Genomic DNA, 16,710 nt, shown 5'->3' on the forward strand with positions numbered 1-16,710 from the left:
GAGGGGGCCCGACCATGCCGATCGTTTTCTTCCGAGCCACGCTCTTGGCCGTCGTCCTGCCGCTTGGCACTGCGCTGGCGCAGGACGCCGACCGCGGGGCGGCGCTTTACACTGAATATTGCGCCACCTGCCACGGGCTTGACGGGCGCGGCGATGGGCCGATGGCCGGGGCGCTGATGATCAAGCCGGTCAACCTGACCGAGCTCGGTGCCGCCAATGGCGGCAGCTTCCCGATGGAGCGGGTAATCAAGCGCATCGACGGGCGCGATCCGCTCGTCAGCCACGGCTCGACAATGCCGGTTTACGGCCAGTTTTTCGGCTACGACGCCGAGGCGGCGCTGGAGGGCAGCGCATCCACGGTGCAGCCGGTGGCCGATCTCGTGGCCTATTTGAAGGAAATCCAGCGCGCTGAGTGAGTCAGGGTAGACATTGGGCGGAGTGGCGCTCAGCCGCGCGAAACCTGCGCGGAGGATGCGGAACCCCAGCCCGGCCTCGGGGGTTTCCTTTGCAGACGTAACCTCAGGAGGACCCGCTATGAACTGGGACCAAATCGAAGGCAACTGGAAGGAATTCAAGGGCAAGGCCCGCGAGCAGTGGGGCGAGCTGACCGATGACGAGGTTCAGCAGGCCGAAGGCGACCGCGAGCAACTTGCCGGCCTGATCCAGAAGAAATACGGCGTCGCCAAGGAAGAGGCCGAAAGACAGGTCTCTGCCTGGCAGAACGACCTCTGATCGCGCGAGGCGATCGCTAATAGCAACGTCAGCGGGGCCTTACGGTCCCGCTTTTTGATGTGTGGATCGCGGGTCAGTGGCAGATGTTCTCGATCTCGGCCCCCTTCCAAGGGATCACCACGTCGGTGCCACTCAGCGCAGCGTCCAGCCCGCCGATCGGCATGGCCTCCGAGATCATCGCCCGCAGCCGGGCGGTGCGTGGCGCCTCGGGGTCGAGCAATTGGCAGCAGACGTACTCCTCGACGATGGCACCTTGCTGTTCGTAGCCGTGATCGAGGAACCGCGCCGAAGTGTCCGGGTCGATGAGATAGGGATCGACATGGGTCTGGTGCTCGGTGGCGGCCTTCAGAGGGGTGTAGCCGGTGCGCTTGCGGTTCTGCCACTGCCAGACATGGGTCATCTCATGCGCAAAGAGCATCGCGGCGTAGAGATTCACCCGCTCGGGATAGCGGGGCAGGTAATCGTCGAGGTAGACATCCTCTCGGTAGAAGATGTGGTTGAACAGCGTCAGCGCCGCCGGCGAGACGGTGACGGTTTCGCCCGAGGAGGGCGGCCAGATGCGCTCGGTGCAGGCGAGCCGAGGCCGGATCGGTCGCTCGAAGGTCACCGCGCGCGACGCGAGCCCGTCGTGAAAGCGCACCCGGCCCGTGTCGAGCTGGGGCCCCTGCATGGCTTCGAGAAAGCTGGTCTCATTGTCGGTGAGCGGGCGCCCGCAGCCGGAGAGGGCGGACAGGAGCAACAGGCAGAACAGGATACGCATGGACGCAGCGTGCGCTGCTTTTCCGCTTTTATGCAAGGGGGTTACTCCGCCGCCGCGAAAGTCTCTCCGGGCAGGGAGGAGATCTCGAGGATGAGCTTCTTCTTCACCGCCTCGGCAAAGCTGTCGCGGGTGTCAGCGGTGACCACGAAGGCGCCCGTGCCGCCGATGATCAGTTCCTCGTAAAGCGTTTCGAGCCCGCCCTCGGCGCGACCCGGATCATCGGGGCGCAGGATCGGCAGGGCATTGATCGTCACTCCGGCCTGCACCACCTGCGCGCGGGCCTGCTCGATGCTCGGGCCGGCCCAACTGTTGGCGCTGTCGCCCGAGAAGTCGATCACCCGGCGCCAGCCGTTGATCTCGTTCTCTTCCATCAACCGCAGCCCCTCGAGCAGCGCCGCGCCGATGGCATTGCGCCCGTAGGCCTGCCGCGGCTGGTCCAGCAGCGCGGCAGCAAAGCCCCGCGCCGCCTCGGGTCCGTCGATCAGCGTCCAGTCCACCACCTGCGCCTGGTTGGCGGCCCATTCCACGTAGGTCACGGCGATATGGCCATATGCCGTGCCGGCAATGACTGCGAGCACCTCGGGGTCGGTGATCGCCTGGGCGTAGCCCTCGCGCTGGAACTGCAGCTCGCCGGGGGTGATCGAGCCGGAAGCGTCGGCCAGCAGCACGAGTTCCAGATCGGTGTCCTGAGCGAGGGCGGGAACGGCAGGGCAGGCAAGGGCGAGGCTCAGGACCAGGGGACGCATCTACGGCTCCTTGCGTTGCAGGCACGGTCACCAGCCTGCCACCGCTCGGATGCAAAAGAAAGTCACAGGCCCGTAGGCCACGGCAAGATTGCACCGTCGCGCCGGATGCGGCACTCTGGCGGTGTGCGGTCTGGCCTTTGGCTCCGACAGGGATGCAGGCCGTCGCACCGGAGGATCACCGTGGGACTCGCCAGATGACCAGCCCCGAGAAATCGCTGCTAGCCGCCGAGCTCGCGCTTGGCCTGCTGCCCGCGAAGGAGCAGGACGAAGGTCTGCGTGCCGTGGCACGCGACCCCGAGCTTCTGCGCGAGATGGATTTCTGGCAGAGCCGCTTCATCGGCTTCATGGGGCCGGTCGAGGACGAGGTTCCGCCGCCCCGGGTCTTCACCGCGCTGCAGGCGCGGCTTTTCGGAGACGCGGAACCGCGCAGCGTCTGGCGCGACCTCCTTGCCCCCGAGAACCGCGGCCTTCTGGTGCTGGTTCTCGCGGTGAAGCTGGGCGTGATTGCGCTGGTGCTCTACGCGCTCTTCTGAGCCGACAGGCTGTCACCGCCAAGCGCGCGGCCGAGCGTCATCCAGATCGCGATCGCGGCGACCACGGTCGCAAGTAGGGCCACAAGCAGCAGCTCGAGGTGGCCCGCGACGCCATTGGTGAGCGCATAGATCACGAGGGCAACAAGAGGGATATGAACCAGCGCGAAGCTGGTGATCTGAAGGCGCAGGAGCGTCGTTTTGGTCATGGGGCTCGGCGTTCGTCTGTCGTGAATGGAACAGCCATAGGGTGTGCCATACGCGGGCGGAAAACAACCACCTTGGGTGCTTCTTCGCCGCCGCGCGCGGCCTTGCGCCGGCTCAGACGTCCAGTTCTTCCACGAACCGCGCGTTTTCCTGGATATACTGGAAGCGCAACTCGGGCTTTTTGCCCATCAGCCGCTCCACCAGATCGCCGGTCTCGCCGGGCTCGTCCTCGTCGATGGTGACGCGGATCAGCTTGCGCGTCGCCGGATCCATCGTTGTTTCCTTGAGGTCCTTGGCGTCCATCTCGCCCAGACCCTTGAAGCGCTGTACGTCGATCTTGCCCTTGCCGCCGAGGCCTTTGGCCAGCATGGCCTCCTTCTCGGCGTCATCGGCGACATAGATGCGGCGGGCGCCCTGCGTCAGCCGGTAGAGCGGCGGGCAGGCAAGATAGAGGTGGCCATTGTCGATCAGCGGCCGCATCTGTGTGAAGAAGAAGGTCATCAGCAGCGAGGCGATATGCGCGCCGTCGACGTCCGCGTCGGTCATGATGATGATTTTCTCGTAGCGCAGATCATCGACGTTGAACTTCGTGCCGATGCCGACGCCGAGCGCCTCGCAGAGGTCGCGGATCTCGGCGTTGGAGCCCAGTTTGTTTGAGGCTGCGCCGAGCACGTTGAGGATCTTGCCCTTCAGCGGCAGCAGCGCCTGGGTCTCGCGGAAGCGCGCGCCCTTGGCCGAGCCGCCGGCCGAGTCACCCTCGACGATGAAAAGCTCGGTGCCCTCGCGGCTCTTGGCGGTACAGTCGGTCAGCTTGCCCGGCAGGCGCAGCTTCTTGGTGGCCGACTTGCGGGCGGTTTCCTTTTCCTGCCGGCGGCGCAGCCGCTCCTCGGCGCGCAGCACCAGAAAGTCGAGGATCGCGCCCGCCGACTTGGTGTCAGAGGCCAGCCAGTTGTCGAAATGGTCGCGCACCGCGCCTTCCACAAGGCGCTGCGCCTCGGTGGTGGCGAGCCGATCCTTGGTCTGGCCGACGAACTCAGGCTCGCGGATGAAGCAGGACACCAGTGCGCAGCCGCCGGTCATCAGGTCATCGCGGGTGATGTTGTTGGCCTTCTTGTTGTTGACCAACTCGCCATAGGCGCGGATGCCCTTGAGGATCGCGGCCCAGAAGCCCGCTTCATGGGTGCCGCCCTCGGGGGTGGGAACCGTGTTGCAGTAGGACTGGATGAAGCCGTCGCGCGACGGGGTCCAGTTGATCGCCCATTCCACCTTGCCCGGGGCGTTGAACTTCTCGCGGAAGTCGACGGTGCCCGAGAAGGGCTTGTCGGCATAGGTGCTGGCGCTGCCGAGGCTCTCGGTCAGGTAGTCGGCGAGGCCGCCGGGGAAGTGGAAGGTCGCCTCCATCGGCGTGTCGCCGTCGGGGATGGCGGACTTCCAGCGGATCTCGACGCCCGAGAAGAGATACGCCTTGGAGCGCACCATCTTCAGCATGCGCGAGGGCTTGAAGCGGTGGTGGCCGAAGATCTCCTCGTCGGCGTGGAAGGTCACCGTGGTGCCGCGGCGGTTCGGCGCGGCGCCGACCTTCTCGACCGGGCCCTGCGGGATGCCGCGCGAGAAGCGTTGTTCGAAGAGTTCCTTGTTACGCGCCACCTGCACGACCATGGAGTCCGACAGCGCGTTGACCACCGAGGCGCCGACGCCATGCAGGCCGCCCGAGGTCTCATAGGCGTCGCCCGAGAACTTGCCGCCCGCGTGCAGCGTGCAGAGGATCACCTCGAGCGCCGACTTGCCCGGGAACTTGGGGTGCGGGTCGATCGGGATACCGCGGCCGTTGTCGCGGATCGAGACGGAATAATCGGCGTGCAACTCGACCTCGATGCGGTTGGCATGGCCGGCCACCGCTTCGTCCATCGAGTTGTCGAGGATCTCCGCCACCATGTGGTGCAGCGCCCGCTCGTCGGTGCCGCCGATGTACATGCCGGGGCGTTTCCGCACCGGTTCGAGCCCCTCGAGAACCTCGATCGAAGAGGCGTCATAGGAAGCGGATTCGGTTGCGGCGAGGAGGTCGTCGGCCATGTGTTGCTGCTCGTTCCCGGATTCTGGTTGTTGCCAACTATGGCAGAGCGCGGCTTGCGGGAAAAGCCCCGCACCCCATCATCATGGGGATGACGCTGAGGATCAGGCCGGATCTTGTGGTTCCATGCGCGACCAATGGGCGCCCATGGCGACAATGCAGGAGGTTCCGGAGGCATAGGTGATGACCATCGTCCAGTTGTCGCGCGGGTCGAGCCAGAGCTCGAGCACTTCGTCCGGGCTGCGCAGGCCGGTGGAGGCAAGCGTCGCGCCCTGCTGGCGTTTCAGGCGCTGCGTCATGCGTGACGAGGGTTCGCAGATCACCTCGGCAATGGGTGAGGTGGCCGCGGCGGGAAGGCCGAAGAGGCTGCCGGACAGGGCGGCCGTACAGGCCGCGACAATCGCCGGAAGGGGAATCGAAACGCTGCGCCACATGCGGAAGAGTGTAACGTCTTCATGACGAAATCCCTAATACGGGAGGGGTGGCTGCGAAAAGTTTCGTCGGGCGCAGGAGCCCGAGGGAAAAACGAAATGCCCGGCCTCATCACGAGGCCGGGCATCGGTCGCAGGGCCAGCGGCCCCGCAACGCGTCTGGATCAGAAGCGGTAGTTCAGCGAGACGTTGAACTGGGTGTTCTTCAGTTCCATGTCGTCGGCGTCGAAGTCGGTGAACTCGTTGTAGGTGATCTCGGTGCCGACGGTCCAGTTGTCGGTCAGGAAGGTTTCGGTGCCGATCCCTGCGAAGTACCCGTTGGAGTCGCCTCCGTCGATGTCACCACCGCTGGTGAACGCCTTGGCATAGCCGCCCGTGCCGTACACCATGGTGTTGCCCATGTCGTAGCCGGCGCGAAGGCCTGCGCGCATGATGCCGTCGAGGTCGCCGGCCGCGCCGAGGTCTGCGTCGCTCCAGTCGTACTGGAGGCCGCCGCCCATGACCCAGTTGCCGAAGTCGTAGTCATAGTACGTTTTCAGGCCGTAGGTCATCGCTTCTTCGTAGTCGTCCGGGGTGCCATCGGTGTCGAAGGCGCCGTAGCCCAGCTGAACACCGCCGGAGAAGCCGGTCCAGTCACGGCCAGCTGCGACGGGCACGGGAACCGGGGTCACGACGGGCTCGACAACGGTGGGTGCGATGCTGCCGGCGAACGCCGGAACTGCCACGGTGCCTGCCAGGAGGGCCGGGAGGGCGATGCGTGCGAGTTTCATTGGGTCTGCTCCAATTTCTTCATGTTTCATCATGTGTTGTCCACTCTCGTTTCGGAGCGTGTGACTGAGGATACAACCAAACTTTCGTCCGGAACGATCCACACATAGTGGTCACATGAACGTGCTGTGGCGGAACCACCACGAAAAACGGCCTCACCGCGGGGGCTCGGCCAAATGCAGCCGTAGCGTGAGTGCCAACAGGCAAAAACTGGCTCATGATTGCAGGGGCTTGGAACCTTTTTTGTGCGGGGGACGCAGCGTCAACGTCAGGATTCACACGGCCCCGTGAGCAGCGCGAGAGCCGGCGACCCGCCCGGCAGCGCATTTCACACGACTCAGGCACCCCCGCAGGCACCGGCCACGCGCGCTTAGGGCTTAGGGGGTCGAGGAAGAGGCGCGGCGGGAGGCGACGGAATGGGGCGACGGGCGCAAGGGGCCCTTTTGCACATTAGCCTGATGGCTGGGGCTCCCCTTTCCCCGGACGGATATATCCCGCGGCTTGCGTGGCGGAGATGTCCGCTGCCCGGCAGTGCATTGCGAAGCAATGTCACGAGAGGAAATCAACAGATGCAGCATGCCCTTGGACCCGCGATGTGGGATTTTGACAGCCAGAGTCTACTGAGCGCGCGACCGCGTGCCGAACTCGGGCACCGTCCAATCGAGACCGGCCCGCCGCAGCTAGCTTTCCACGAAGCCTGCCGTCTGGCGGAGAGCCATGCCGAAATCAGCTTCATCGAAAGGCAGATCTGGATCGCGGCATCGCTATGGGGTCGCTGGGCCGGTCGGTGCGGCATCCCAGGTCGCAGTGGAATCGAACCAAATGGTCAGCGAACCTCGGCGCTTGAACGCTTCGTTGTCGGTTGGCCAGTTCCTGGTTCTGTGGGTCGGGGGCGTGGGTCATTCCATGCATCTCAGCGAGCACGCTGGATTCACGAGATGAATCCTCCACGCGATTTGTGGAGCAGAGCCAGCCCGAAGTCATCTGGGTTCGGGGTTGTCTGCAAATGGCCTTACCAACTCTCGCACCACACAGCGCGGCCCCTCACCGCCCAATTCCTTGCACCCCAATTCACGCCACTCCGCCTCGTCGAAGGCCGGGAAGAAGGCGTCCGCCCCCTCGACCTCGAGGTCGACCTCGGTGACGAGCAGCCGGTCGGCCTTGGGCAGCAGCCCCTCGTACACCGTTGTCCCGCCCATGCCGTAGACCCGGAAATAGCCCAACTCGCGCGCCAGATCCAAAGCCTCGTCCAGCGAGCCCACCACGTGCTCGGTCAGCGAGCTGTCCCGAGAGACCACGATATTGAGACGGTTCTTCAGGGGTTTGACCGGGAGGCTCTCCCAGGTGCGGCGGCCCATGATGAGCGCGCCGCCCGAGGTCTCGCGCTGGAACATCTTGAGGTCCTCGGGCGAGAACCAGGGGATGTCATTGTCTCGGCCGATGGCGCCGTTGCGGGCGCGGGCGACGATCAGGCTCAGCATCAGACCGCCACCGGTGCCTTGATCGCGGGCTCGGGCGCGTAGTTCTCGATGATGAAATCGTCGAAGCGGAAGTCGAAGAGCGATGGCACGTCGCGCGCGAGGCGCAGCGTCGGCAGCGCGTGCGGTGAGCGCGCAAGCTGTGTTTCCACCTGCTCGAGGTGGTTGAGATAGATATGCGCGTCGCCGATCGAGTGGATGAAATCGCCGGGTTCGTAGCCGGTTACATGCGCCAGCATCACCGTCAGCAGCGCGTAGGAGGCGATGTTGAACGGCACGCCGAGGAACATGTCCGCCGAGCGCTGGTAGAGCTGCAGGTGCAGCTTGCCGCCGATGATCCGCACCTGCCAGAGCGTGTGGCAGGGGGGCAGGGCCATCTGCCCGATCTCGCCGGGGTTCCAGGCCGAGACGATGAGCCGCCGGCTGTCGGGGCTCGTCTTGATCATCTCGACGAGCTGGGCGATCTGGTCGACCTCGCTGAGCAGAAGGCGGGTGGCGCCATCGTCGCCGATCTCTTTGCGGATGGTCGGGAAGTGGCGCCACTGGTGGCCGTAGACCGGGCCGAGATCGCCGTTCTCGTCGGCCCATTCGTCCCAGATCGAAACGCCGTTGTCCTTGAGATACTTGATGTTGGTGTCGCCGGCGAGGAACCACAGCAGTTCGTGGATGATCGAACGCAGGTGCAGCTTCTTGGTGGTCACCAGCGGGAAGCCCTCGGCGAGCGGGTAGCGACACTGCATTCCGAAATAGGAGATGGTGCCGGTGCCGGTGCGGTCGGTCGAGCGGGTGCCAAGATCGCGCACGGTGCGCAGGGCGTCGAGATACTGGCGCATGGGGCCTCCGGACTGGTCGTGTTGCCCCTCCGAGATAGCGGATCAGGGCGGCGAGGCAAAGTCAGAACCGCGGGCTTTTTGCAAGATGTTGGGGCATGTCGCGACCGGCGGTCGATATGATGTGGCGGCAGAATTGTCTCACACGGCCGTTATCGCCAGTGAGGGAGATTGATTGAACCGCGCGCTGATCCTAGCCTTCGGCGCAAAACACACGGGCCGGAGCCGGGGCAGATTCATGAAAACACTTGGTATTGCGCTCTCACTCTTGGCGCTGCTCGCGGCCTGCGGCAGCAGCAGCGGCAGTGGCGAGAACCCGTTGCAGAGCGATGTCGACTGCGTTCGCGATAACCCGTTGCAGGCATGCGAAAGCAGCGGCGACGGGGAAGACGGCAGCGACATTGGCGACGGCGGCACAGCCGACCCCGATGGGGTTCCCGGTGCGCTGTCCGAAAACCTCGCCAAGTTCAGCTTCGCCTCCGACATGCGAAGCGTCACGGTGACGATCAACGGCCTCGACTCGGGCAGCGCCGACGCGGTCTACATGCGCGACGACGCGCTGACCGATGCGCTGGGGATCGATGACTACATCGCCTATTCGCTGCAGGAGGACTCGCTCGACCGCTTCTTCATGTCACTCGGGTCAAGCAGCCTCGACGGCAGCGTCGCAGCGGCGGTCGTGGGGTCGGGCGCGCAGTTCGACACGGTCTATCAGGGCGGCACCTACGCGCGGGATGGCAGCTACGACCCGCCGGGCGCAGGGGAAGACCAGCAGGTCACCTATTCCGGCGACTACGCGGCGCTGACCAACCTCAGTACCCGCGACGGAACCGAGCTGCTGGATCCCGGCACGCTGCCCGACGGCTACGACGAGTTCGACCTGCCGGGACAGCCGGCGATGATCCGCGGCGCGATCCTGCTCAACGTGAGCTTCGTCGACAACGAGGTGAACGGGCAGATCTTCAACCGCGACATCATCGATCCGCGGGATACCCGCACCACCGAGCGGCTCAACGACGTGATGCTCGAGCTGGCCGAAATCGACCAGTCCGGCGAATTCCTCGGCTCAGCGGCCAATGCGGCCGGCGACAGTCCGACGGTCTCGGGCTCCTATGGCGGCATCTTCGGGGGCAAAAATGCGTCCTACGTGGCGGGGCTGACCAATCTGGAGTGGGATGGCGCCGGTGTCCTGGGGGCGGCGAGTGGCCAGGCGCAGGAGATCGGGATGTTCGTACTGACCCAATGCGGCACGCCCGGTGCGGTCGCGGCGCTCTGCCCGTAGCGTGACGTCCGCGCTGCTTCGGAGCCTGGGTTTCTCGCTGGCGCTCGCCCTGTGCGGGGAGGGGCTCCGCGCCGCGCCGCCGACCGCCGCGTCCGCGCCCGTCTCCTCCGAGACGGCTTCGGCACTTGGCGGCATGACCCTGAGCGCAGCGCAGATGCGCATTGCCGCTCTGCGGGCGGTGCAGACGGGGCATTATGCGCTGGCGGCGGAGCTTGGCGGGCTGCTGCTGCGGGCCGATCCCTCCGACCCCTACGGCCATTTCGTCATCGCCCAGGCCGAGCTGCGCCGTGGCAATACCAACGCCGCGCGCAAGGCGGCCCGGCAGACGCTGCGCTATGCCCGAACCGACGTGCAGAAACACGAGGCGGCACGGGTCATGGCGGCAGCCTATGCGCAAGACGAGAGTTACTTCCTGTCGCAGCTCTGGATGCGCCGCGCGTTCATGGTCGTGCCCAGCGAGGCCTTCGAGCAGCGGGCGGGGCGCGAATACAAGGCATTGCGCACCCTGTCGCGGCTCAGCCTGTCGCTCGAGCTCTCGGCCGCTCCCTCGTCGAACGTCAACGGCGGCGCGTCGGAAGAGATCAGCACTGTCGATGGGCTGCCTTTGGTCGGCATCCTCTCGCCCTCGGCACAGGCTCTCTCGGGGTTTTCCGCGCGCGGCGCGCTGTCGCTGGGCTACGCGGTGCAGCGCGGGCCGCAGTCCGAGACCACGCTGCGCGGCTACGGCACGCTGCGGCGGGTCTGGCTCAGCGATGAGGCGCGGGACAAGGCCCCGAGCGTCGAGAATTCCGACTTCGGCGCCTCTTCGATGGAGATCGGCCTGCAGCACCGGCGCCGGCTCGGCGAAAAGGGGCCGGTGGTGTCTGGCAGCGCCACGTTGGGGCGTGCCTGGCAGGGCGGGCTGCACAGCTACGACTACCGCCGCGCCGCGTTCAGCCTTGTGCAGCCGCTGGGAGTGGTCACCGCGTTGACCGCCGGCCTGTCGTGGCAGCACCAGCAGGATGCGGATACCGCTTACAATGATGTCGATACGGTCGGCTACCAGCTCGGGGTGATCCATGATCTCGGAACGCCGGGAACGGTTTCGGCTATGCTGATCGGCGGCGCGGCGGAGTCGCAGAATGGCCAGATCACCCGTGACACCCGCGGGCTGCGGCTCGGCTACGAGCCCAGTGCGCCGCTGGGACCACTGCGCCTCTCCTTTGCAGTCTCGGCCTTCGAACACCGCTACCCCGAGTACCGCGTGCTCTTCGCGGTGCCCGGCGGGCGCGCGGACCAGGTCTGGCGGGCCGAGGTGCAGGTCACATTCGAAAAGCTCGATTACGCCGGGTTCTTGCCGGTGCTCGATCTCAGCGCCGAGCGCTCCGAGAGCAACGTGAGCCGGTTCGAGACCGAGACCCTAGCCCTCAGCCTCGGCTTCAAGTCGCGCTTCTGAACGTGAAGTCTCGACAAGTGGGCGCGGCCTGCTAGCCTAGGGGTCAAAGACCCAAGACTAAGAGGAAAGGGCAAGAAATGCCGATCCGCTATCTGCACACAATGGTTCGCGTGAAGGATCTCGATAAATCCATCGCATTTTACGAGTTGCTGGGGCTGAAGGAACGCCGCCGCACGGAAAGCGAGAAGGGTCGCTTCACCCTGGTCTTCCTCTGCCCGCCCGATCAGGACGATGGCACGGCCGACGTGGAACTGACCTACAACTGGGACGGCGACGAGGGGCTGCCGTCGGATTCGCGGCACTTCGGGCATCTTGCCTATTCCGTGCCGGACATCTACGCGGCCTGCCAGACGCTCATGGACGCCGGGGTGACGATCAACCGCCCGCCGCGCGACGGCCACATGGCCTTCGTACGCTCGCCTGACAACGTGTCGATCGAGCTGCTGCAGCAGGGCGATGCCAAGGAACCGGCGGAACCCTGGGCGAGCATGCCCAACACCGGCCACTGGTAAGCGCATGGGCGGGCGTCTTGCCGCGGCGCTCACTCTGGGGCTGGGCCTCTGGTCCGGCTCCGCAGCCATGGCACAGGAGTCGTCCTGCCGGCTTGCGCTGCTGCTGGCGCTCGACGTCTCCTCCTCGGTCGATGATCAGGAATACCGGCTGCAAAAGGAGGGGCTCGCGGGGGCGCTGCGCGATCCCGACGTGCGCCGCGCGATCCTCGAGGGCGGCGGCGGCGTGGCGCTTTCGGCCTATGAATGGAGCGGGCGCAACCAGTCGCAGCTGGTGCTCGACTGGACCATGCTGCGCGACGAGGCGACGATCGACGCTGTTGTGGTGCGGCTCCTCAGCGCGCCGCGCAGCTACAACCGCTATCCCACCGCCATGGGCTACGCGCTTGGCTTCGGCGCCGGCATCCTCGAGGCCGCCCCGGACTGCGAGCGGCAAGTGATCGATGTCTCGGGGGACGGGATCACCAACGACGGGTTTCGCCCGCAGCAGGCCTACAGCCATTACCCCTTCGAGGGAGTGACGGTGAACGGGCTGGCGGTGATGGGTTCGGACCCGCGGGTGGTCGAGTATTTCGAGGGCGAGGTGCGGCACGGGCCGGGCGCCTTCGTCGAGGTGGCGTCGGGTTACAGGGATTTCCTGCGCGCTATGTCGCGCAAGCTTTTCCGCGAGCTCAATGACATGATGGTGGGCGAATTGGTGCCCATTCCCGGCCCCGAGGGACCCCTCGACTCGGCGCTGCGCTGAGCCCGTCTTGGTTCGGCATGGCCGCGGGCCTATATGTCGAGCAAGACGCTCCCCCGATCCAGCCTGACGGAGACACGCCATGGGATATGCGAAGACGGCCCTTCTGATGGCCGCGATGACGGCCCTCTTCATGGGGCTCGGCTACCTGATCGGCGGCAGCTCCGGCATGGTGATCGCGCTGATCTTCGCCGGGGGGATGAACGTCTTTACCTGGTGGAACTCCGACAAGATGGTGCTGCGCATGCACGGCGCGCAGCCGCTTTCGCCGGGCGATCGCTTCGGGCTTCACGACTTGGTGGCGCAGTTGGCGCGGAACGCCGGGCTGCCGATGCCCAAGGTCTACCTGATGGACACCCCGCAGCCCAACGCCTTTGCCACCGGGCGCAACCCGCAGAACGCCGCGGTGGCGGTGACCACAGGGCTGCTGCGCAGCCTCTCTCGGGAGGAGCTTGCGGGGGTGGTGGCGCATGAGCTGGCGCATATCCGCAACCACGATACGGCGATCATGACCGTCACCGCGACCTTTGCCGGGGCGATCTCGATGCTGGCCAACTTCGCCTTCTTCTTCGGCGGCTCGCGTGACGAGAACCGCATGGGGATTGTCGGCACGTTGGCGATGATGTTTCTCGCGCCAATGGCGGCGGGGCTGGTGCAGATGGCGATCAGCCGGACGCGCGAATATGCCGCCGATAAGGCCGGGGCCGAGATCTGCGGCAATCCGCTGTGGCTGGCCTCGGCGCTGGGGCAGATCCAGCGCGGGGCGTCGCGGATCGACAACCTGCGGGCCGAGGCGAACCCGGCCACCGCGCATATGTTCATCATAAATCCGCTGCACATGCACAAGCGCGACAACCTCTTCGCCACGCACCCCTCGACCGAGAACCGCATCGCGGCGCTGCAGGCGCTTGCGGCACAGGGCGGCTACGGTCAGCCGCGCGGCGCGCAGCGCGGCGGCATCTCCGGCGACTGGGGTGGGGCGGGCGGCGAGTTCGACGGTCGGGCCCAGGGGCGCGAGGTGATTGAGGATGATCCGCGCAAATCCAGTGTCGCGGGGCGTCCGCGTCCGGTACCGCGCAAGCGGCGTGAGGGGGATGAAGGGCCCTGGAGCTGACCCTCACCGGTGCTGGTGGCGGTCGTCCGACCTAGTAGATGTAGCGGATCTGATCCGTCCAGAACCGCTCCAGCCTCCGCAGCCCGCTGTTGACGTCCTCGAGCCCCTGCAGATCGAGGATCTGCCGCGCCTCGATGCCTTCGGAATGGCGCTGGAACAGATCGTCGACCAAGGCGCGGATATTGCGCCCCTTCTCGGTCAGTCGCACCCGCACCGAACGGCGGTCGATCTCGCAGCGCTGGTGGTGCATGTAGCCCATGTCGACCAGCTTCTTGAGATTGTAGCTGACGTTCGAGCCCTGGTAGTAGCCGCGCGATTTGAGCTCGCCGGCTGTCACCTCATTGTCGCCGATGTTGAACAGCAGCAGCGCCTGCACCGCGTTGATCTCGAGGATGCCGACGCGCTCGAACTCATCCTTGATCACGTCAAGCAGCAATCGGTGCAGCCGTTCGAGCAGCGAGAGGGACTCGAGGTAGCCCGCCACGTAGCCGGTGGCGGGTTTTCTTCCAAGGGGGGCGTGGATGCTCATGATCGTCTCCGCCAGTGCCATGCGGCCCAATGCCGAATGACCGAAGGTTCTGGAGCGAAAAGACCAAGAAGTGGTTAAATCTAGTCACATGTGGCGAAAAGCGCGGAGGCCGCGCCTTTCGATCTCGGCGTCGGCCAGTCCGGCCCGGGTCTCAGCCGTTCGCGGCGACCCTGGCGATCTCGGCGATCAGCGGGCGCAGTTCCTCGGGCGCGGGGCGCTGGCCGGAAATCCACTGGTAGAGATCGGGGTCATACTCGTCGAGCAGCGCCTCGTAGGCGTCGAGCTCGGCCTCGGTCATCACCTCGAGCCGGGCATCGGTGTAGCGCACGAGGATGATGTCCATCTCCTTGGTGCCGCGGCGCATCGAGCGCATGCGCAGCCGCTTGAGCCGGTGTTCGCGGGTCTCGCCAGTGAGTTCTGCCGTCATCTCAGGCCCCTTCCTTGAGCATCTTGCGCAATTTCTTCTCGAGGCGGCCCAGACGCTCGCCCGTCGCGCGCATTTCGCCGCGCAGGGCGCGAAGTTCAAGCAGCGTTTCGTCCAGATCGGGGGAAATCTGCGGCTCTTCCGCGTCCGGGGCCGAGACGCCGTCGCCCTCGCCGGTGATCAGCCAGACCATGGGCACCCCCAGCAAGCCGGCCAGCATCTGCAGCCGGTTCGCGCGTGGCTCCGAGAGGTCGTTCTCCCAGCCCTGCAGCGTCTTCAGCCGCACGCCGAGCCGCCGTGCCAGCGCCTCCTGCTCCATGCCGGCGGCCTCTCGGGCGGCGGCGAGCCGGTCGCCGAAGGTGGCCGCATCGGGGCCGTACCAATCGTTGTCGTCGATCATGACTCTCCTTTCGCGGCATTCGTGCCACCGGGGCTGGCGACGCGGGGGAAGCCGCTTGAACGGTGTCGGGGCGCAGCCTATGACATGAGGCGCAGCAATACAAACGGTGCCATAATGCCCTTTCTTTCCGAGACCCTCTCCCGCGTGAAACCCTCGCCGACCGTGGCAGTGACCCAGCTTGCCAACGAGCTGAAGGCGGCCGGGAAGGACGTGATCGGCCTTGGCGCCGGGGAGCCGGATTTCGACACGCCCGAGCACATCCGGAACGCGGCGAAGGCGGCCATCGACGCGGGCAAGACCCGCTACACTGCCCCCGACGGCATCATCGAGCTGAAGCAGGCGATCTGTGCCAAGTTCGCCCGCGAGAACGGGCTGAGCTACGTGCCGTCGCAGATCTCGGTCTCGACCGGCGGCAAGCAGGTGCTGTTCAACGCCTTCCTCGCCACGCTGAACCCCGGCGACGAGGTGATCATCCCCGCGCCTTACTGGGTGAGCTATCCCGACATGGTGCGCCTCGGTCAGGGCGAGCCGGTGATCATCGAGGGCGCGCTAGAGCGCGGCTACAAGATCACCCCCGACCAGCTCGAGGCGGCGATCACCCCCAAGACCAAGTGGTTCCTGTTCAACTCGCCGTCGAACCCCACCGGCGCGGGCTACTCGCGTGCCGAGCTGAAGGCGCTGACCGACGTGCTGATGAAGCACCCGCATGTCTGGATCATGTCCGACGACATGTACGAGCACCTCGCCTATGACGGGTTCGAGTTCTGCACCCCGGCCGAGGTCGAGCCGGCACTCTACGAGCGCACGCTGACCTGCAACGGCGTCTCCAAGGCCTACGCGATGACCGGCTGGCGCATCGGCTACGCGGGCGGGCCCGAGCCGCTGATCGCCGCGATGCGCAAGATCCAGTCGCAGAGCACCACCAACCCCTGCTCGATCAGCCAGTGGGCGGCGGTCGAGGCGCTGAACGGGCCGCAGGAGTTCCTCGGCGAATGGGTCGAGGTGTTCAAGCGTCGCCGCGACCTCGTGGTCGAGGCGTTGAACGCCATCGACGGCATCACCTGCCCGACCCCCGAGGGCGCCTTCTACGTCTACCCGACCATCAACGGCCTGCTGGGCAAGACCTCGGCAGGTGGTCGCAAGATCGACACCGACGAGGATTTCGCGACGGCGCTGCTGGAGGAAAACGGCGTGGCGGTGGTCTTCGGTGCGGCCTTCGGCCTGTCGCCTGCGTTCCGCATCTCTTACGCCACATCGGACGCGGCGCTGACCGAGGCCTGCAAGCGGATCGCGGCCTTCTGCGAGGCGCTCCGCTGATGGCCGGGGCGCTGCCGGAGTTCTTTTTCCGGACTCGCGACAACGGGGCCCTCGTGTTCCGCGTGGACAGCGAGAACCGGCAGCGCCGCATCGAGATGACCCAGATTGCCGTGGTCAACCTGGGCAAGGGCGAGGTGCGCGCCCATGGCGAGCACCAGCTCACCCCCGAGGAACTGGCGGCGATCGGCGCTTGGATCGAAGAGCGCAAGGCGCTGCTGGCGCGGCGCGGCTTCGACGAGATGCAGCGCACCGTCGACCAGCTCAACGCCGCCGCGCAATGGGCGCAGTCCAGGGCCTCCGATACCGAACTGGACGAGCTCACCGACGCGCTGCTGCTGGCCATGCACGACCTGCGCGGCGTGCTGGTGCGCCGCCGGGCCGAGAAGCTCAGCCGCGAGGGCTGAG

The 16,710-nt window shown here is 66.1% G+C and carries 20 protein-coding genes and 2 pseudogenes; 10 read left to right on the forward strand and 12 right to left on the reverse strand.

Annotation, left to right across the window (positions count from 1 at the left end):
• Positions 1 to 14 precede the first annotated feature (14 nt).
• Together CEW88_RS15120 and CEW88_RS15125 are read left to right on the forward strand one after the other, a co-directional pair.
• Positions 15 to 416 carry a c-type cytochrome gene (locus CEW88_RS15120; protein ID WP_108968522.1) on the forward strand — a complete coding sequence of 134 codons (402 nt, stop codon included), beginning with the start codon at positions 15 to 17 and terminating at the stop codon, positions 414 to 416.
• Between the two features lie 118 nt (positions 417 to 534).
• Positions 535 to 732: a CsbD family protein gene (locus tag CEW88_RS15125; RefSeq protein WP_108968524.1), complete on the forward strand. Its 198-nt coding sequence runs from the start codon at positions 535 to 537 to the stop codon at positions 730 to 732.
• A 73-nt stretch (positions 733 to 805) separates the two neighbouring features.
• On the opposite strand, the gene CEW88_RS15130 is transcribed toward CEW88_RS15125, so the two are convergent.
• Together CEW88_RS15130 and CEW88_RS15135 are read right to left on the reverse strand one after the other, a co-directional pair.
• Positions 806 to 1,492: a hypothetical protein gene (locus CEW88_RS15130; RefSeq protein ID WP_193989086.1), complete on the reverse strand. Its 687-nt coding sequence runs from the start codon at positions 1,490 to 1,492 to the stop codon at positions 806 to 808.
• Between the two features lie 41 nt (positions 1,493 to 1,533).
• Positions 1,534 to 2,238, reverse strand: a complete 705-nt coding sequence (locus CEW88_RS15135; RefSeq protein ID WP_108968526.1) for a DUF1194 domain-containing protein — start codon at positions 2,236 to 2,238, stop codon at positions 1,534 to 1,536.
• Between the two features lie 194 nt (positions 2,239 to 2,432).
• On the opposite strand from CEW88_RS15135, the gene CEW88_RS15140 reads away from it, so the two are divergent.
• Entirely contained in the window at positions 2,433 to 2,771 is a 339-nt protein-coding gene (locus CEW88_RS15140; protein ID WP_108968528.1) for a hypothetical protein, read from the forward strand.
• Here CEW88_RS15140 and CEW88_RS15145 read toward each other — a convergent pair.
• From CEW88_RS15145 to CEW88_RS15175, 7 genes and pseudogenes are all read right to left on the reverse strand, one after another.
• Positions 2,756 to 2,977, reverse strand: coding sequence for a hypothetical protein (locus CEW88_RS15145; RefSeq protein ID WP_108968530.1), 222 nt, complete (start codon positions 2,975 to 2,977; stop codon positions 2,756 to 2,758). The genes CEW88_RS15140 and CEW88_RS15145 overlap by 16 nt on opposite strands.
• A gap of 112 nt (positions 2,978 to 3,089) precedes the next feature.
• On the reverse strand, positions 3,090 to 5,048 hold the full coding sequence (gene parE / locus CEW88_RS15150) for a DNA topoisomerase IV subunit B (protein ID WP_108968532.1): 1,959 nt from the start codon (positions 5,046 to 5,048) through the stop codon (positions 3,090 to 3,092).
• Between the two features lie 102 nt (positions 5,049 to 5,150).
• Positions 5,151 to 5,480 carry a hypothetical protein gene (locus CEW88_RS15155; protein WP_254694520.1) on the reverse strand — a complete coding sequence of 110 codons (330 nt, stop codon included), beginning with the start codon at positions 5,478 to 5,480 and terminating at the stop codon, positions 5,151 to 5,153.
• A gap of 161 nt (positions 5,481 to 5,641) precedes the next feature.
• Positions 5,642 to 6,202, reverse strand: a complete 561-nt coding sequence (locus CEW88_RS15160; RefSeq protein ID WP_254694521.1) for an outer membrane protein — start codon at positions 6,200 to 6,202, stop codon at positions 5,642 to 5,644.
• A 588-nt stretch (positions 6,203 to 6,790) separates the two neighbouring features.
• Positions 6,791 to 7,144, reverse strand: a pseudogene (locus tag CEW88_RS15165) (transposase); the annotation flags it as partial.
• An 81-nt stretch (positions 7,145 to 7,225) separates the two neighbouring features.
• Positions 7,226 to 7,726 carry a dihydrofolate reductase gene (locus tag CEW88_RS15170; protein WP_108968535.1) on the reverse strand — a complete coding sequence of 167 codons (501 nt, stop codon included), beginning with the start codon at positions 7,724 to 7,726 and terminating at the stop codon, positions 7,226 to 7,228.
• Positions 7,726 to 8,556 (reverse strand): thymidylate synthase, encoded by an 831-nt coding sequence (locus CEW88_RS15175; RefSeq protein WP_108968537.1) that lies wholly within the window; start codon positions 8,554 to 8,556, stop codon positions 7,726 to 7,728. The genes CEW88_RS15170 and CEW88_RS15175 overlap by 1 nt, the downstream gene beginning before the upstream one ends.
• Before the next feature lie 235 nt (positions 8,557 to 8,791).
• On the opposite strand from CEW88_RS15175, the gene CEW88_RS15180 reads away from it, so the two are divergent.
• The 5 genes and pseudogenes from CEW88_RS15180 to htpX all read left to right on the forward strand — a co-directional run.
• Entirely contained in the window at positions 8,792 to 9,835 is a 1,044-nt protein-coding gene (locus tag CEW88_RS15180) for a hypothetical protein (protein ID WP_108968539.1), read from the forward strand.
• A gap of 133 nt (positions 9,836 to 9,968) precedes the next feature.
• Positions 9,969 to 11,270: a hypothetical protein gene (locus tag CEW88_RS15185; RefSeq protein WP_159099622.1), complete on the forward strand. Its 1,302-nt coding sequence runs from the start codon at positions 9,969 to 9,971 to the stop codon at positions 11,268 to 11,270.
• Between the two features lie 77 nt (positions 11,271 to 11,347).
• Positions 11,348 to 11,782, forward strand: a complete 435-nt coding sequence (locus tag CEW88_RS15190) for a VOC family protein (protein ID WP_108968543.1) — start codon at positions 11,348 to 11,350, stop codon at positions 11,780 to 11,782.
• 4 nt (positions 11,783 to 11,786) lie between these two features.
• Complete coding sequence (locus CEW88_RS15195; protein WP_108968545.1) at positions 11,787 to 12,524, forward strand: DUF1194 domain-containing protein; 738 nt, start codon at positions 11,787 to 11,789, stop codon at positions 12,522 to 12,524.
• A gap of 79 nt (positions 12,525 to 12,603) precedes the next feature.
• Positions 12,604 to 13,479, forward strand: a pseudogene (gene htpX, locus CEW88_RS15200) (zinc metalloprotease HtpX); the annotation flags it as partial.
• 187 nt (positions 13,480 to 13,666) lie between these two features.
• On the opposite strand, the gene CEW88_RS15205 reads toward htpX, so the two are convergent.
• From CEW88_RS15205 to CEW88_RS15215, 3 genes are all read right to left on the reverse strand, one after another.
• Entirely contained in the window at positions 13,667 to 14,164 is a 498-nt protein-coding gene (locus tag CEW88_RS15205; protein ID WP_108969856.1) for a winged helix DNA-binding protein, read from the reverse strand.
• A 151-nt stretch (positions 14,165 to 14,315) separates the two neighbouring features.
• On the reverse strand, positions 14,316 to 14,591 hold the full coding sequence (locus CEW88_RS15210; RefSeq protein WP_108968547.1) for a succinate dehydrogenase assembly factor 2: 276 nt from the start codon (positions 14,589 to 14,591) through the stop codon (positions 14,316 to 14,318).
• A 1-nt stretch (position 14,592) separates the two neighbouring features.
• Positions 14,593 to 14,988 carry a helix-turn-helix domain-containing protein gene (locus tag CEW88_RS15215; RefSeq protein ID WP_108968548.1) on the reverse strand — a complete coding sequence of 132 codons (396 nt, stop codon included), beginning with the start codon at positions 14,986 to 14,988 and terminating at the stop codon, positions 14,593 to 14,595.
• 114 nt (positions 14,989 to 15,102) lie between these two features.
• Between CEW88_RS15215 and CEW88_RS15220 the strand changes: the two genes are divergently transcribed.
• Both CEW88_RS15220 and CEW88_RS15225 read left to right on the forward strand, forming a co-directional pair.
• Positions 15,103 to 16,305: a pyridoxal phosphate-dependent aminotransferase gene (locus CEW88_RS15220; RefSeq protein ID WP_108968550.1), complete on the forward strand. Its 1,203-nt coding sequence runs from the start codon at positions 15,103 to 15,105 to the stop codon at positions 16,303 to 16,305.
• Positions 16,305 to 16,709, forward strand: coding sequence for a hypothetical protein (locus CEW88_RS15225; protein ID WP_108968552.1), 405 nt, complete (start codon positions 16,305 to 16,307; stop codon positions 16,707 to 16,709). The genes CEW88_RS15220 and CEW88_RS15225 overlap by 1 nt, the downstream gene beginning before the upstream one ends.
• The last annotated feature ends 1 nt before the right edge of the window (position 16,710 follow it).

Source organism: Alloyangia pacifica (assembly GCF_003111685.1).
GTDB classification, from domain to species: domain Bacteria; phylum Pseudomonadota; class Alphaproteobacteria; order Rhodobacterales; family Rhodobacteraceae; genus Salipiger; species Salipiger pacificus_A.

What these genes read in the sequence shown, in the direction of transcription:
- CEW88_RS15120 (WP_108968522.1), top strand. Translation starts at nt 15, where the DNA reads ATGCCGATCGTTTTCTTCCGAGCCACGCTCTTGGCCGTCGTCCTGCCG.
- CEW88_RS15125 (WP_108968524.1), top strand. Translation starts at nt 535, where the DNA reads ATGAACTGGGACCAAATCGAAGGCAACTGGAAGGAATTCAAGGGCAAG.
- CEW88_RS15130 (WP_193989086.1), bottom strand. Translation starts at nt 1,492, where the DNA reads ATGCGTATCCTGTTCTGCCTGTTGCTCCTGTCCGCCCTCTCCGGCTGC.
- CEW88_RS15135 (WP_108968526.1), bottom strand. Translation starts at nt 2,238, where the DNA reads ATGCGTCCCCTGGTCCTGAGCCTCGCCCTTGCCTGCCCTGCCGTTCCC.
- CEW88_RS15140 (WP_108968528.1), top strand. Translation starts at nt 2,433, where the DNA reads ATGACCAGCCCCGAGAAATCGCTGCTAGCCGCCGAGCTCGCGCTTGGC.
- CEW88_RS15145 (WP_108968530.1), bottom strand. Translation starts at nt 2,977, where the DNA reads ATGACCAAAACGACGCTCCTGCGCCTTCAGATCACCAGCTTCGCGCTG.
- parE (WP_108968532.1), bottom strand. Translation starts at nt 5,048, where the DNA reads ATGGCCGACGACCTCCTCGCCGCAACCGAATCCGCTTCCTATGACGCC.
- CEW88_RS15155 (WP_254694520.1), bottom strand. Translation starts at nt 5,480, where the DNA reads ATGTGGCGCAGCGTTTCGATTCCCCTTCCGGCGATTGTCGCGGCCTGT.
- CEW88_RS15170 (WP_108968535.1), bottom strand. Translation starts at nt 7,726, where the DNA reads ATGCTGAGCCTGATCGTCGCCCGCGCCCGCAACGGCGCCATCGGCCGA.
- CEW88_RS15175 (WP_108968537.1), bottom strand. Translation starts at nt 8,556, where the DNA reads ATGCGCCAGTATCTCGACGCCCTGCGCACCGTGCGCGATCTTGGCACC.
- CEW88_RS15180 (WP_108968539.1), top strand. Translation starts at nt 8,792, where the DNA reads ATGAAAACACTTGGTATTGCGCTCTCACTCTTGGCGCTGCTCGCGGCC.
- CEW88_RS15185 (WP_159099622.1), top strand. Translation starts at nt 9,969, where the DNA reads ATGACCCTGAGCGCAGCGCAGATGCGCATTGCCGCTCTGCGGGCGGTG.
- CEW88_RS15190 (WP_108968543.1), top strand. Translation starts at nt 11,348, where the DNA reads ATGCCGATCCGCTATCTGCACACAATGGTTCGCGTGAAGGATCTCGAT.
- CEW88_RS15195 (WP_108968545.1), top strand. Translation starts at nt 11,787, where the DNA reads ATGGGCGGGCGTCTTGCCGCGGCGCTCACTCTGGGGCTGGGCCTCTGG.
- CEW88_RS15205 (WP_108969856.1), bottom strand. Translation starts at nt 14,164, where the DNA reads ATGAGCATCCACGCCCCCCTTGGAAGAAAACCCGCCACCGGCTACGTG.
- CEW88_RS15210 (WP_108968547.1), bottom strand. Translation starts at nt 14,591, where the DNA reads ATGACGGCAGAACTCACTGGCGAGACCCGCGAACACCGGCTCAAGCGG.
- CEW88_RS15215 (WP_108968548.1), bottom strand. Translation starts at nt 14,988, where the DNA reads ATGATCGACGACAACGATTGGTACGGCCCCGATGCGGCCACCTTCGGC.
- CEW88_RS15220 (WP_108968550.1), top strand. Translation starts at nt 15,103, where the DNA reads ATGCCCTTTCTTTCCGAGACCCTCTCCCGCGTGAAACCCTCGCCGACC.
- CEW88_RS15225 (WP_108968552.1), top strand. Translation starts at nt 16,305, where the DNA reads ATGGCCGGGGCGCTGCCGGAGTTCTTTTTCCGGACTCGCGACAACGGG.